This window comes from Pseudomonas sp. NUPR-001, assembly GCF_052147955.1.
In the GTDB taxonomy this organism is placed as follows: domain Bacteria; phylum Pseudomonadota; class Gammaproteobacteria; order Pseudomonadales; family Pseudomonadaceae; genus Aquipseudomonas.
In genome coordinates, this window is sequence record NZ_CP197353.1 from 5305457 (window position 1) to 5320000 (window position 14544).

7 protein-coding genes and 2 rRNA genes (1 of these 9 running past the window's edge) are annotated in these 14544 nt (G+C 61.0%); 1 reads left to right on the plus strand and 8 read right to left on the minus strand.

The genetic code is table 11. The features are described 5' to 3' along the window. The first annotated feature begins 64 nt into the window (after positions 1–64). Positions 65–1012 carry a LysR family transcriptional regulator gene (locus ACP6KB_RS24425; protein ID WP_442109951.1) on the plus strand — a complete coding sequence of 316 codons (948 nt, stop codon included), beginning with the start codon at positions 65–67 and terminating at the stop codon, positions 1010–1012. Here ACP6KB_RS24425 and ACP6KB_RS24430 read toward each other — a convergent pair. From ACP6KB_RS24430 to ACP6KB_RS24465, 8 genes are all read right to left on the minus strand, one after another. Beyond that, positions 1009–1509, minus strand: a complete 501-nt coding sequence (locus ACP6KB_RS24430) for an OmpA family protein (RefSeq protein WP_442109953.1) — start codon at positions 1507–1509, stop codon at positions 1009–1011. The two genes, ACP6KB_RS24425 and ACP6KB_RS24430, sit on opposite strands and share 4 nt — an antisense overlap. 3 nt (positions 1510–1512) lie before the next feature. Continuing rightward, complete coding sequence (locus ACP6KB_RS24435) at positions 1513–2784, minus strand: diguanylate cyclase domain-containing protein (RefSeq protein WP_442109955.1); 1272 nt, start codon at positions 2782–2784, stop codon at positions 1513–1515. Beyond that, positions 2781–3356, minus strand: coding sequence for a YfiR family protein (locus tag ACP6KB_RS24440; protein WP_442109957.1), 576 nt, complete (start codon positions 3354–3356; stop codon positions 2781–2783). The genes ACP6KB_RS24435 and ACP6KB_RS24440 overlap by 4 nt, the downstream gene beginning before the upstream one ends. A 113-nt stretch (positions 3357–3469) precedes the next feature. Beyond that, positions 3470–5551, minus strand: coding sequence for an exodeoxyribonuclease V subunit alpha (gene recD, locus ACP6KB_RS24445; RefSeq protein ID WP_442109959.1), 2082 nt, complete (start codon positions 5549–5551; stop codon positions 3470–3472). After that, on the minus strand, positions 5548–9228 hold the full coding sequence (recB, locus tag ACP6KB_RS24450) for an exodeoxyribonuclease V subunit beta (protein ID WP_442109961.1): 3681 nt from the start codon (positions 9226–9228) through the stop codon (positions 5548–5550). Before recB ends, recD begins: the two co-directional genes overlap by 4 nt. After that, on the minus strand, positions 9225–12704 hold the full coding sequence (recC, locus tag ACP6KB_RS24455; RefSeq protein ID WP_442109963.1) for an exodeoxyribonuclease V subunit gamma: 3480 nt from the start codon (positions 12702–12704) through the stop codon (positions 9225–9227). Before recC ends, recB begins: the two co-directional genes overlap by 4 nt. 206 nt (positions 12705–12910) lie before the next feature. Beyond that, a 5S ribosomal RNA gene (rrf, locus tag ACP6KB_RS24460) occupies positions 12911–13026 on the minus strand. A gap of 129 nt (positions 13027–13155) precedes the next feature. Then, positions 13156–14544: ribosomal RNA gene (locus ACP6KB_RS24465) — 23S ribosomal RNA — on the minus strand (it continues 1502 nt past the right edge of the window).

Consider the following 14544-nt stretch of genomic DNA (forward strand, 5'->3'; position numbering starts at 1 on the left):
GGGGCTGATTTGGAGTATAGATGTGCAAAGATCCTATAAGAACGAACATAAAAACCGGACCAACATGCAAAAAAACATCACCTCCCTGGGCTCCCTGAACTGGGATGACCTGAAGTTCTTTCTTGAAGTGGCGCGAACCCGCAAGGCCAGCAGCGCGGCCAAACGCCTGGGCGTGGACTACACCACGGTGTCGCGGCGCATCAGTTCGCTGGAAGGTGCGCTGGGTACCCTGCTGTTCGAGAAATCGCGGACCAACGGCTTTGTTCTCACCGCTGAAGGGCAGCGCCTGCTGAGCTATGCCGAGTCAATCGAAAGCACCCTGCACATGGCCTGTGAGCAGGTGTCAGGGTCCGGTGTGGCGCTCTCCGGGCATGTGCGCATGGGCTGTACCGAAGGCTTTGGCAGTTTCTTCGTCACCCCGCAACTGAGTCATTTCGTCGACACCTACCCGGCGATCTCGGTAGACATCCTGCCGCTGCCGCACTTCATCAGCCTGTCCAAGCGTGAAGCCGATATCGTCATTGCCCTGGAACGCCCGGAGCATGGCCCCTACGTGTGCTGCAAGCTGTGTGATTACCGCCTGCGCCTGTACGCCACCCAGGAATACCTCGACAACCACGCGCCGATCACCCGCAGCAGCGACCTGGCTGACCATCAGTTCATCAGTTACGTCGACGACCTGGCTTTCAGTTCAGAGTTGCTGTACCTGGCCAACCTGATCCCGGCGGCCAGCGCCAACCTGCGCAGCACCAGCGTGATTGCCCAGTATGTGGCTGCGCAACAAGGCCGTGGGCTGGCGATTCTCCCGTGTTTTCTGGCCGCACAGGATCCGCGCCTGGTGGCGATCCTGCCGCAAGAGGTGGAGATTACCCGGCAGTTCTGGATGTACTGCCGCGAGGACTTGAGGAAACTCAAGCGAATTACCCTATTGTGGGATTACATCCGCAATGTCACTGAGCGCAACGCACCACTATTGATGGGTGAGTCGCGCCAGATTGTCTTCGCTGATTAGTCAGATGCAACCACGATAGCAACGCGGCGGTTTTCCATACGCCCGGCGCTGGTGTCGTTGCTGGCCACCGGAACGCGGCTGCCCAGGCCACGGGTTTCGATGTTTTCCGGGCGCATGCCGATAGCGCTCAACGCATTGGCAACACTCTTGGCCCGGCGCAGTGACAGTTGCTCGTTGTACGCGGCACGGCCGGAAGCGTCGGTGTGTCCGTCAACCCGCACGCGCTGGATATCCACCGACAACAGCGACTTGCCAAGACGCTCGACAATGGCCTGGCTCTCGCTGTTCAGGGCATCCAAGTCGCTGCCAAACAGCACTTTGCTCGACAGGCCGAATTCCCAGCCTTCGTCGGTCAGGCGAAAGCCTTCGTGCTTGAGCAAGGCGATCTGTTCAGGCGTCAGGCCTTTGGGCGGCACGCTCTGGCAACCGGTCAAGGCCAGCAGCACCAGGGCCAGCCAGGCAAAGTGAAAGCGCAGATATCGACTCAGGTGGATCACAATTCAGCTCCTGTTTTTTACATGATGGGCAGAGCGTTCCGTCTCTGCCGCTTGCCACTGGCCACGCGTGGTGCGCTTGGCCTGATACATCGCCGCATCGGCGGCACTGAGCAAGTCTGCCGGTGTCGTGCCGTCATCCGGGAAGAAAGCAATGCCGACACTCAGCGAGGTCGTGATGCTGTGGCCTTCAGCCAGGCGAATCGGCAAACGCATGCTGCCGATGATTTTCTCGGCGATACGCTGGGCATCTTCGCGGCTGTGCAAAGGCGTCAGCAGCACGGCAAATTCGTCACCGCCCAGGCGCGCGACCAGATCGCCTTCGCGTAACTGCGCCCGCACCCGAGTGGCGACGCTGACCAACACTTCGTCACCAGCGGCATGACCATGGCTGTCGTTGATGGCCTTGAAGTTGTCGCTGTCGAGAAACAGCAACGCCATGTGTTCCTCAAACTTGCTGGCGTTGCGCAGGGAGCGGCTGAGCCGGCCTTCGAAGAACGAACGGTTGGGCAAACCGGTGAGGCTGTCGTGACTGGCCTGGTGAGCCAGGCTTTCGTTCTCGCTTTGCAGGTGGCTGTGCCAGCTTTCCAATTCATCGAGCAAGGCGTTGAAGTCGTTGCCCAGCTCATTGAGCTCGGCGATCTGCGCCTCGGGTACGCGGCGGTCAAAGCGGCGCTCACGGCGCGCCGCATGGGCGACCGTCGCCAGGCTGCGCAGCGGCCCAACGATATCGCCGAACATGCGCCGCGACAGGTACAACGCCCCGAGGGCGCTGAGCAGCGTGGCAAAGACAATCCCGGCCAGACCGCTGAGCAGAAAGCGCACCAGACTGCCCCCTTGGCCTTCCAGCTCGATCCGCCCGACCTGCTGGCCCTGATGCATCACGGGTAGGATGACCGGTTCTTCCAGCAAGCTACGCGCCACCTGTTGCTCCACTTGCGCAAGCAGGCTGTCATTGTTGCGCTGCCAACGGGCAAGCAACTGATTGCTGTCGTCGAAAACTTTGACGTCTGCCACTTCTTCCGTGGCGGCGATCATCGACAGGGCTTCATTGGCAGCGCTGCTGTCGTTGAACACCACGGCGGCTTCGACCGTGTAGTTGATCGAACGGGCGATCAGGTGCAGGTTGTGGTTGGCATATACACGCAGCGCCAGCACGCCGAGTACGGTCAAGGCCACCCCGGCCAAGCCTACGGCCAGCAACGCCACACTCAGGTGACGACGCCCGAGCACGGCGCGCAAGGTCGGGCGCTGACGGCCCCAGCCAAAGCCGATCATGGCTGCGCCGCCCGTCGTCGCGACAATTGCAGCACGGAGGGGTGAATACGCACACCACTGCGCGCCACCGAATCCAGGTTGACCTCGAACGCCACCTGGCGATCGCTGACGCGCAGGCAGAACACACTGCCCACCGTGCACGGGTCATCGGCTTCGCTGATGCTCAACACCGGATGACCGCTGATTGCGTTGAAGAGTTGGCTGCGTTCGCTGGGATTCAACTCGCCGAGGTAAATCGCATCGCATTCGCTGGAAATGCGCGAGTCTGCGGCCAACAGGCGGCGAACCTGTACAGGGCGGCCGGTGGGCTGTGTCGTGCCCTTGACCAGATCGTCGGCATACTCGGTAGGGCCGACCAGGCACAGGCGCAACTGCTCTGGCTCTACCGGCCAGCGGGCATAACTGAGAATTCCCAGTACCACCTGAGTCACGGCAGCAGCGCGTTGTTCGGCCATGGTTGCAGTGGCGGGCGCCTCAGCGCAGACGAGCGGGCTTAGCAGCACCAGTAACGCCGCGATCAGCGAGCGCCCCCGGCGCGTCACACGTCCCGGTGTCGGGGCCGCCACTTTCATGAAGGAAGTCTCTTAAGTCCCAGCGGGATGATGCCGTAACGATAGCATAATGGTCGATTTTCCAGCGAGTAGGCTGGCCCCTGAGGATCCGCTCAAAGGCCGAATCGCCCTGTTCAAACCTGCTCTAGCATCAAACCGGAAATGCGCTTGACCTTGCGCCGTACCGCGTCTTCGAACACGCCCAGGCGCGGCTCGATCAAAGTGAAACAGTTTTTCGCCCGGGTGATACCGGTGTAGATCAACTCCTTGGTCAAAACCGGGTTCAAGGCGTCCGGCAGCACCAAGGCGGTATGGGAGAACTCCGAGCCTTGCGACTTGTGCACGGTCATGGCGAACACCGTCTCCACCTCATTGAGGCGGCTGGGCAATACAAAGCGCACGCCGCCGCGGCCATCGTTACGGGCAAATGCCACGCGCAGCACCTGCTGCCCGGGTTGCTGTTCATCCGGCAGGCGCAGGGCGATCCCGATGTCACCGTTCATCAGGCCCAGGCCATAGTCGTTGCGGGTCATCAGCACCGGCCGCCCCTCATACCACGGCTGCTCGGCATCAATCAGCCCGGCGGCGCCGAGTACCCGGCTAACCCGCTGGTTCAGCCCTTCGACACCCCAGGGGCCTTTACGCACGGCACACAGCAACTGGAAGGTTTCAAAGCCTTGCAGCACGGCCATGGCCCACGCCTCCCAGCGTGGGTCATCGACCGGCGTCGTCAGCGCCGGGCGTTGACGACCGATGACTTGCAGATAACTGCGATAACCCTGTGGGCCATTCTCGCCGCGGCCAAGCCCTTCCAGCAGCAGACGATCCAGGGCGCGATCCTGTTCACCGCGCAAGGTCAGGCCAAACACATCATCCTGGGTCTGCTTCAACAAGGCCCGCGCCTGATCGGCATCCTGCAGGTTGACCAGCCGCGCCAGCCGACCAATACCGCTGCTCTCACCAAAGCGCCGGGAAAAGCGCAGCATCACCACCTGCTGGGCCAATGGATACTGCTCGGCGGTACCTGCCTGCAGCTCACTGCTCGTCAGGCTTTCGCCGCTGACCTGCTCCAGCCAGGCCTGAGTCTGCGCGCTGTAGCGGCCAGCCTCGGCATCGCGGCAGAGGTCACCCAGCACGGCACCCGCTTCCACCGACGCCAACTGGTCCTTATCGCCCAACAACACCAGACGAGCATGGGGCGGTAGCGCCGCCAGCAAGTTGGCCATCATCTCCAGGTCGATCATCGAGGCTTCATCGACGACCAGAACATCCAGCGGCAACGGGTTGCCCGCATGGTGGCGAAAATGTCGCGAGCCCGGGCGGCTGCCCAATAGCCGGTGCACAGTCGAGACGTCGGTAGGAATGTTTTCCCGCACCTGCGGCTCAACTTCCAGGCGCTCAACCTGCTGGCCGATCGACTCGGTCAAACGCGCTGCGGCCTTGCCGGTCGGTGCCGCCAGACGGATGCGCAAGGGGCGACCCGCTTCTACTGCCGGCGCCTGCAACAAGGCGAGCAAACGCACTACCGTCGTGGTCTTGCCGGTGCCGGGGCCGCCAGTAATGATGCTGAAGGCGCCACGGGTAGCCAGTGCGCAGGCCAGTTTCTGCCAATCCACCTGCCCTGGCTGAGCGCCCGCTACGAACAGTTGCGCCAGCCGCGCAGGCAGATCGGCCGGACTCGGCTCGACCTGCTCCAGACGCTGACGCAGGGCACTGTCGATCTGCCGTTCATAGGCCCAGTAACGGCGCAAGTACAGGCGCTGAGCGCTGAGCACCAGAGGCCGCGAACCCTCTTCAGCCCGGCCACCCTGGGCGACGAGACGGCTGCTGGCCAGGCGCTGCAGCCAGGTGCTCAAGGCCAACTGTTCAAGCAACTGCGACGGCAACAACAACGGACCTGCCAACGCATCACCTTCCGGCGGCAGCGACAGGGCAAAGTCCGGCTCGGCCAGGGTCTCGGCCAAGTCCAGGCACACATGCCCGTGCCCCAACTGGTGACTGGCCAGGGCCGCGGCCAGCAGTACCAAGGGATCGCCGCCGGGATCACGCTCCTCAAGGAAGCCGACAAAGGCCCGGTCCAGGGCGCGCAACCAGCCACGTTCGACCCAACGGTCAAGCAGCGCCAACAGGTCGGCGCTGTTACTCAAAGGCTCGAGTGCCGCCAGATGCGCAGCATCCAGCGGCGTCGGCAACAGGTCGTCGAGGGTACGGCTCATGGTGCTTCTCCCAGGAACAGGTCATGTTGCTGCGGTACGCTGACGCCACGGAACAAAGCATCGAGGCGCTCGATCAGCTCCCGTGGCGGTTTGACGAAATACACCCCGCCAGACGCCGCATGCACACCACGCAAAAAGACAAACAACGCACCGCCGACATGGCGGTCGTAGTCGTAATCGACCAGCCGTGCGCTGAGCTGGCGATGCAGGGCCAGCAGGTACAACACGTACTGCAGGTCATAACGGTGACTGAGGATCGCCGACTCCATGGCCAGCTCGCTGTAGGCCTGTTCGTCCGGGCCGAGCCAGTTAGACTTGTAGTCGGCCACGTAGTAACGCCCGTCGTGCTCGAAGGCCAGGTCGATGAAGCCTTTGAACATACCGTTGAGCTGGGCCGGCTGGGCAGCGACCCGTGCGGCGCCTTGATGGGTGTACTCACACACCAGACGGTCGAGCTGGAGCACATCGACCTTGTGGCTGGCAAACCAGAACTCCATCTCGATCTGGTACTGCGTCAGCTGGTTCAACGCCAAGGGTGGGCTTTCTGGCGCCAGGGCCATGGGTTGCACCAACACATGCTGCAGCCAGTCGCCGAGGGTGTTGATCCAACCCGTCCAGTCGCGACGGTTGCAGCGCTGACCGACCATGCGCTTGAGCGCTTCATCGTTAGCCGTTACCTGAGCAAAGCCTTCATGCCCTGCCCATTCGAGCAGGCCGTGGAGGAAGGTCCCGGGGTTGGGGCCGCGCGGGAAGCGGTGGATATCACCACTGCCCGGCATCACTTCGCGCAACTGCTGTGGGTCGGGACGTTCGTCATCCAGCAGTTGCTGGGCCTGAGAGCTGTCTGCCGTCAGCGTCAGCGCCTCTTCACCAATGCGCAGCGCACTGTAGGAAGCAATCCACCAGTTTTCCGCCGCACGGCGCTTGGGTTGCCGCGCAGGCAACAGTTCGGCCTGGTTACGCGGTGCGCTGTAGCACTGCTCATTCGGCTCAGGCATGGCGCTGCTGGCGATAGCCTTGCATCCGCCCTGCAAGGCCTGCAACCAATCACTCAGTTGGCTGGAGGCAGCCAACGGCAGGCCGCCGCCGAGCAGATAGCCCAGGGCCGAGCGGTGCAGCAACGACGTCTTGCCGGTACCACGCTTGAGGTCGGCAACCCCGAGCCAACAGGCGTGCTGGGCGCGGGTCAGGGCCACGTAGAGCAGGCGAAGGTCTTCGGCCAGGCGCTCATCGTCGGCCAAGGCAATCTGTTCGGCATTCGGCGTCAGGGTCAGGTGGGCCTGGCCATCGCTGTCGTGCCAGGCCAGCGGCAGGCGTTGGCCGTCCACCGGTTTACTGGTGCAGATGAATGGCAGGAACACCAGCGGGTATTCCAGGCCCTTGGACTTGTGGATGGTGACCACTTTGACCAGTTGCTCATCGCTTTCCAGACGCAGAATCTGCTCTTCACCGGCCTGTCCGGCACTGGCCAGATGCTCGCCCAGATGGCGGATCAGCGCTTGCTCACCATCCAGCTCGCTGGCTGCCTGCTGCAGCAACTCGGCCAGGTGCAAGAGGTTGGTCAGCACCCGCTCACCGTCACTGCGGCCGATCAACACCTGTGGCAGCTCAAAATCGTGCAGCAGATGGCGCAGCATCGGCAACACGCCCTGGCTGCGCCAGATCAGCCGGTACTGGCGGAACTGCATGACCCAGCGCTCCCACACCCGCTCATTCTGGTTCAACTGCTCCAGCGCCGACAGCGGTAGGTTGAGGGTGATGCTCGCCAGCGCCGCCTTGAGCAAACGTTCGGCATCGGGTTCGGCACAGGCCTTGAGCCAGGCCAGCAGGTCCTGAGCTTCCTGCGCGGCGAATACCGAGTCCTTGTCCGACAGGTACACGCTGCGGACATCGCGGGCCGCCAGTTCGGCGCGAATCAGTTGTGCTTCGCGGCCGTCACGGACAAGGATGGCAATGTCAGACGGCATGCAGCCGCGCAGCGACTGGTCGGCCTGGAGGAAACCACTACGGCCCTGTTGTCCACCATTGAGCAGCGCGACGATCTGACTGGCGCAACTGGCAGCGAGCTGCTGGCGGTAGACCGCGCCGGATACCGGCTCTTCACTACCCAACTGCCAGAGGTTGAGCGCCGCAAGCGTCTGCCCATCGACTTGAAATTGCTCGCTGCGCCCTTTGGCCTTGACCTCGACGAAGGGCACCGGGTTGTCATCGCTGCTGCGAAACAGGAAGGCGCCGCGCCCCTGTTCGCGCAGTTCGGCTTGCATGAACACATGGTTGACCGCACTGACCATCGCCTCGCTGGAGCGGTAGTTGGTATCCAGGCTGTGCAAGCGCCCGGCGGTGGCGCGACGCGCTTGCAGGTAGGTGAAGATATCCGCACCACGAAACGCGTAGATCGCCTGCTTGGGGTCACCGATCATGAACAGGCCAGTGTCCTGGACGTTCTCCTCAATGCAGTAGATGCGTTGAAAGATCCGATACTGGACTGGGTCGGTGTCCTGGAATTCATCGATCAGGGCGACCGGAAACTGCTCGCGGATCAGACCGGCCAGACGTTCGCCGGCATCGCCATGCAAAGCGTGGTCAAGACGCACGAGCATGTCGTCAAAGCCCATTTCCGCACGGCGGCGCTTTTCCTGTTCAAAGCGTGCACCCACCCAGGCGGCGGCATGCTCCAACAAACAGGCGTCAGGGGTTGGCAAGGCTTTGAGTTGCTCTTGCAAACCTTCCATAGCCTGCAGTGCGGGGTGGCTCGGCGCCTCGCCCTTCCAGGCTTCGGCCATGCCCGCTCGGGTAAAGCGGGTAAAGCCGGTACCCAGATCAAGCTCCAGCGCTTGCTCATCACTGGCCCACGCGGCCAGCTTCTCGCACCAGGGCTCGAAGTAACGCGCTTGCATCTTGCGCCCGTCCACCTGCTTGGCGGCCAGGCCGTCGCGGCAGATCTGCAGCAGTTGCGCAGACCACTGCAGCCAAGGCGCCTTGAGCGTGCGCAATTGCTCGGCGCGCTGTTGCAGCACGGCATCGATCAACGCCTGCGGCTCTTCGCCAGTGTTGTCGATGTGCTTACGACCAAACAGTGCGCGTACTCGCGGCAACAGTGCATCCGGGCTGACCCACTGGCTGCGCACCCAGGCCAGGGCGTCACCTTGCATGCTGTAGCAAAAGCGCCGCCAGTAGTCGCGCATGACCTGAGCGAGCAATTCACTGTGGTCAGTTTCCAGGGTTTGCGTAAACAGGCTGCCGCTGTCGAACGCATGCTCACGCAGCATACGTTGGCACCAACTGTGGATAGTCGAGACAGCCGCCTCATCCATCCATTGCGCCGCCACATCCAGGCGATTGGCGCAGGCCGGCCAAAGCTCAGGTTGATAGTCGTCACGCAGTAGCTGCAGCAACGGGTCGGCTTCACTCAGTTCACCACGGAAGAAGCGCGCGGCTTCTGCCAGACGGGTACGAATACGCTCGCGCAGCTCCTTGGTGGCCGCGTCGGTAAAGGTCACCACCAATACCTGTGGTGGCAACAGCTCACGGCCAAAACCCTGCTCGCCGCCATGGCCAAGCACCAGGCGCAAGTACAGTGCGGAAATGGTGAAGGTCTTGCCGGTACCGGCGCTGGCTTCGATCAGTTGGCTGCCATGCAACGGAAACGTCAGGGCCAACGGTGCACTGCGACTCATTGGCCGTTCTCCTCATTGCTCAGGGTCTGCCAGGGCGCTTCCAGCATCGGACGGTACAAGGCTTCACACCAGCCTTCGAACTCTTCACTGGCGGTGAGCGCGGCGAAATCGTTGAACTGACGTGCCAGGGCGGTGCTTTCACTGCGCTCGCCAAAGCTGTTCTGGCCATCGCCTTCATAGGCCTTGGCCGCAGCAGCCAGGGCTTTGTCCGGGTCACTTTGGGCCAGCCAGGCAAAGGCGGTTTTGACACCCACCGGCAGCGGCGCCCCCATGCCGGTCTGACGCGCCAGGAGCAGGTCACCGAACAATTCGGTGGCCCGCGATTGCTCTAGTGGAGCCAACAGCAGGGTAATGTCAGTGGCAACCACCGCACTGTGCAACGGCAGGCCAACGGCGCAGGCGGCCAGGTGCATGACCCAGGTCGCGGTCAGCCGATGCCACTTCAGCGAGCGGCCGCTGCTGATGCCATTAGGTAACGTGGTAATACTCAGCAACGACTGATCGTCGCGCTGATAGACCCGCCCGAGCCAACCTTCGAGCTTGAGCTGGCGATACTCGAAGCGAATCGGCAATGCACTGTCCAGGGCGTTGGGCCACTGACGCAGCAGCTGTTGATGACGTAGCAGCAGATCGGGCAACGGCTCGACCAGTTCAGCTTGCAGGCATTGCCCGAAGCCCGCCAACGGCAGCATGCCACTACCCTGCAGACGACGAGCCTGACTACCGAGTGCCTGGGCGGCGTCGTCAGGTGCGGCCAGGGCGGCTGCCAGCAGACTTTCGCTGAGGCTATAGCGTTGCAAGGCGTCGAGTACGAAGGGCTCCTCATCCGCCAGTGGTGCTTGCGCCGACTCGAAGAACACCTTCAAACGCTGGCTGAAAAAGTGGCGTACCGGGTGGCGCAGGAAGTCTTGCAGCAAGGTCAGACTCAAGGCTTCGTCGCTGCTGTACGGCGGCAACGCATCGTCGGCCTTCGATTGTTCTTCGCCAGGCAGGTGCAAAGCTCGCCATTCCAGGGCGTAACTGAACAGGTTGCTGCCTTTGTGGAAATAGCGAGTACTGAACGGTTGCAACGGGTGCTCTACGGTCAAGGCATGCAGCAACTGCTCGCCAGCATCGAGCTTATCACCGGTGGTTGCTCCCTCCAGCCGCCAACCGGCAGCGAGGTGGTCACGCAATTGCCCAATCAACACCGAGGCTGGGCGCTCACTGTTGTCGCGGATACTGCGGCCGACCCAGCTGACGTAGAGCTGATCGCGGGCCGACAGCAGTGCTTCGAGCAACAGGTAGCGGTCGTCTTCACGGCGCGAACGGTCGCCGGGCCGGTAGTCACTGCCCATCAGGTCGAAGTCCAATGGCGGCTGCGCACGCGGGTAATCGCCGTCGTTCATGCCCAGCAGGCAGACCACCTTGAACGGGATGGCGCGCATCGGCATCAGGGTGCAGAAATTCACCGAACCGGCGAGGAAGCGTTGCGACAGACGCCCTTGATCAAGGCCGGCCAGCCAGGCTTCGCGAACCACCGTCAATGGCAGCAAGTCTTCAAGCGCAACCGACTCGCAGGTTTGCAACCAGTCCTCGCGCAAGGTTTGCAGTTGCACCAGCAAATAATCGTCATGCTCGGTTTCGGCCAGGAAGAACACCTGCAACAAAGCATGCAGACGCTCACCCCATTGCTGCGCAGTCGCCGGCTTGGACAACTGCTGGTAGGCAACTTCCAGAGCATCGAGCAAGGCTACCAGCGGGCCGATCAGTGCTGCATCCAGGCCCCCGATTTCGTCGAACGGTTCGATGCCATCACAACTTTCACCCACACCGACGGCATAGCCGAGCAGCATGCGTCGCAAACCGAAGCGCCAACTGTTCTGCTCAAGATCTGCGGGCAAACCGAGATTGGCACGTTGCTCGGCGTTCAACCCCCAACGGATGCCCGCACCCTCGATCCAGCGGTGCAAGGTTGCCAGGTCGCTTTCCTTGATGGAGAAGCGGGCACGCAAGGCCGGTACGTCCAGCAGGTCGAGAATTTCGCTGACGGCAAATCGGCTATCGGGCAACTTCAGCAGGTGCTCAAGGGCAATCAGCAGCGGGTCGCGGCCACGCTGGCCTTGGTCCGTCAGGGTGAAAGGAATGAAGCGTGGATCATCGCGGCCCAGTTGACCAAACACCGCGCGGATATGCGGGGCGTAGGTGTTAATGTCTGGCAGCATGACGATCACATCGCGCGGACGCAACTGCGGATCGGCACTGAAGCGTGCGAGCAACTGGTCATGCAGTATTTCCACTTCACGCTGCGGACTGTGCGCGATATGAAAACGTACCGAGGGGTCCTTGTTCGGTTTGACCGCCGGCCACAAGGCGCGGGTTTCGGCTAGTGGGCGCAGTTCCAGAATGTCGTCCTGCAACTGATTGAGCAGGGTTTTTGGCTGACTTTCACTGAACAGATCGATACGCCCATCAGTGAAGGCTGCGCTATAGCTTGCAGGATCATCGTAACTGTCGAGCAGGTTGATGTAGTCGCGGCCCTGCTTACCCCACGCAGCCAGCAACGGGTGTGCGTGCTGATGCAACGATTGGGCGTCGATCAGGCTGGGCATACCCTGCTTGCGTTGCTGGCGCTTGTACTGGTGTCGCAGCAGGTCTTTGTCGGCAACGATGTCGGCCCAGTGATGACGGCAGGGGTTGTGTACACACAACAGCACCTGACTGAAACGTGCCAGGCCAGCCAAGGCTTCCAGCGCCTGGGCGGGCAAGGAAGAAATGCCAAATACGATCACTCGCGAAGGGAGACCAGCGGGTGCATGTTCAAGGCGGTTGATGCGTTCGATGAAGCGCTGGTGCACACCGGCACGACTCTGCGCCATGCCCTCCTCGCCGACATCCAGCAGCAGCGCACGCCACAACTCCGCTTGCCAGCAGTTGGCCGGTGGTAGTGGCTTGCTGTCCCCCCGCGCGGTATTGAGCACATGCCGCCCGGCTGCCCAGTCTTTCAGCCAGTCGGCACGGTACACCTGATATTGGTCGAACAGGTCGGCCAGGCGCTCAGCCAACTGGTAGCGCTTGCGCAAATCGGTGTCGTCGGTGAGAAAGCGCTGCAGGGGTTCGAAGTGCGGCTTGTCGATCACTTCAGGCAACAGGCGCATCAAGCGCCACGTCAGTGGTGCCTTGTCGAGCAGGGAAACCTCTGGGATCTCATCTCGCCCCAGAACACGGCGATACAACTGCCACATGAAACTGCCGGGCAACTGCACCTCGACTGCGGCGGCAATGCCACAGCCGCCCAGGTCGTCATCCTCGGGGTCTTCAGCAAGAGCCAGCTTGAGCCACTGGGCAATGCCGTTGCTTTGCACCAGAACAATCTCATTTTCCAGCGGAGCGAGGGGATAGCGCCGCATCCAACTCACAACCAAGCTGCGCAGTTCATCCAGGCGGTTGCCGTGAACCACCATGAATCCTGGTAGGAGTGAGTTTGCTTGCGACATTGGACATCCTTGAGGCTGGGCGGACAGGCGCAAACCATAGCATGGCGCTGTAGGAGCGGGCTTGCCCCGCGATAGCGATCTGCCTGACACACCGCTATCGCGGGGCAAGCCCGCTCCCACAAGAAGAAGCCCATCCCAGCAGATTTTGGTCGGCGGAAAAGACAAAACCCCTACCTGCGTACGCAGATAGGGGTTTCGGAATTTAATCTTGACGATGACCTACTCTCACATGGGGAAACCCCACACTACCATCGGCGATGCATCGTTTCACTGCTGAGTTCGGGATGGGATCAGGTGGTTCCAATGCTCTATGGTCGTCAAGAAATTCTGTTGCCAGAAGGTCTTGTTAGACACTCCAGCGAATTGGGTATGTGACTTTGTGGTTTTGCAAACTTTCGGTGACTTTCGTCTTCACCACCACAATCTGCGCTGCAGATTGCTTGGGTGTTATATGGTCAAGCCTCACGGGCAATTAGTATTGGTTAGCTCAACGCCTCACAGCGCTTACACACCCAACCTATCAACGTCGTAGTCTTCGACGGCCCTTCAGGGAGCTCAAGGCTCCAGTGAGATCTCATCTTGAGGCAAGTTTCCCGCTTAGATGCTTTCAGCGGTTATCTCTCCCGAACATAGCTACCCGGCAATGCCACTGGCGTGACAACCGGAACACCAGAGGTTCGTCCACTCCGGTCCTCTCGTACTAGGAGCAGCCCCTCTCAAATCTCAAACGTCCACGGCAGATAGGGACCGAACTGTCTCACGACGTTCTAAACCCAGCTCGCGTACCACTTTAAATGGCGAACAGCCATACCCTTGGGACCGGCTTCAGCCCCAGGATGTGATGAGCCGACATCGAGGTGCCAAACACCGCCGTCGATATGAACTCTTGGGCGGTATCAGCCTGTTATCCCCGGAGTACCTTTTATCCGTTGAGCGATGGCCCTTCCATACAGAACCACCGGATCACTAAGACCTACTTTCGTACCTGCTCGACGTGTCTGTCTCGCAGTCAAGCGCGCTTTTGCCTTTATACTCTACGACCGATTTCCGACCGGTCTGAGCGCACCTTCGTACTCCTCCGTTACTCTTTAGGAGGAGACCGCCCCAGTCAAACTACCCACCATACACTGTCCTCGATCCGGATAACGGACCTGAGTTAGAACCTCAAAGTTGCCAGGGTGGTATTTCAAGGATGGCTCCACGCGAACTGGCGTCCACGCTTCAAAGCCTCCCACCTATCCTACACAAGCAAATTCAAAGTCCAGTGCAAAGCTATAGTAAAGGTTCACGGGGTCTTTCCGTCTAGCCGCGGATACACTGCATCTTCACAGCGATTTCAATTTCACTGAGTCTCGGGTGGAGACAGCGCCGCCATCGTTACGCCATTCGTGCAGGTCGGAACTTACCCGACAAGGAATTTCGCTACCTTAGGACCGTTATAGTTACGGCCGCCGTTTACCGGGGCTTCGATCAAGAGCTTCGCGTTAGCTAACCCCATCAATTAACCTTCCGGCACCGGGCAGGCGTCACACCCTATACGTCCACTTTCGTGTTTGCAGAGTGCTGTGTTTTTAATAAACAGTCGCAGCGGCCTGGTATCTTCGACCGGCATGGGCTTACGGAGCAAGTCCTTCACCCTCACCGGCGCACCTTCTCCCGAAGTTACGGTGCCATTTTGCCTAGTTCCTTCACCCGAGTTCTCTCAAGCGCCTTGGTATTCTCTACCCAACCACCTGTGTCGGTTTGGGGTACGGTTCCTAGTTATCTGAAGCTTAGAAGCTTTTCTTGGAAGCATGGCATCAACCACTTCGTCGCCTAAAGGCAACTCGTCATCAGCTCT

Bases quoted from the DNA above. Each gene is read 5' to 3' on its own strand.
- ACP6KB_RS24425 (WP_442109951.1), top strand. From the start codon at position 65: ATGCAAAAAAACATCACCTCCCTGGGCTCCCTGAACTGGGATGACCTG.
- ACP6KB_RS24435 (WP_442109955.1), bottom strand. From the start codon at position 2,784: ATGATCGGCTTTGGCTGGGGCCGTCAGCGCCCGACCTTGCGCGCCGTG.
- ACP6KB_RS24440 (WP_442109957.1), bottom strand. From the start codon at position 3,356: ATGAAAGTGGCGGCCCCGACACCGGGACGTGTGACGCGCCGGGGGCGC.
- recD (WP_442109959.1), bottom strand. From the start codon at position 5,551: ATGAGCCGTACCCTCGACGACCTGTTGCCGACGCCGCTGGATGCTGCG.
- recB (WP_442109961.1), bottom strand. From the start codon at position 9,228: ATGAGTCGCAGTGCACCGTTGGCCCTGACGTTTCCGTTGCATGGCAGC.
- recC (WP_442109963.1), bottom strand. From the start codon at position 12,704: ATGTCGCAAGCAAACTCACTCCTACCAGGATTCATGGTGGTTCACGGC.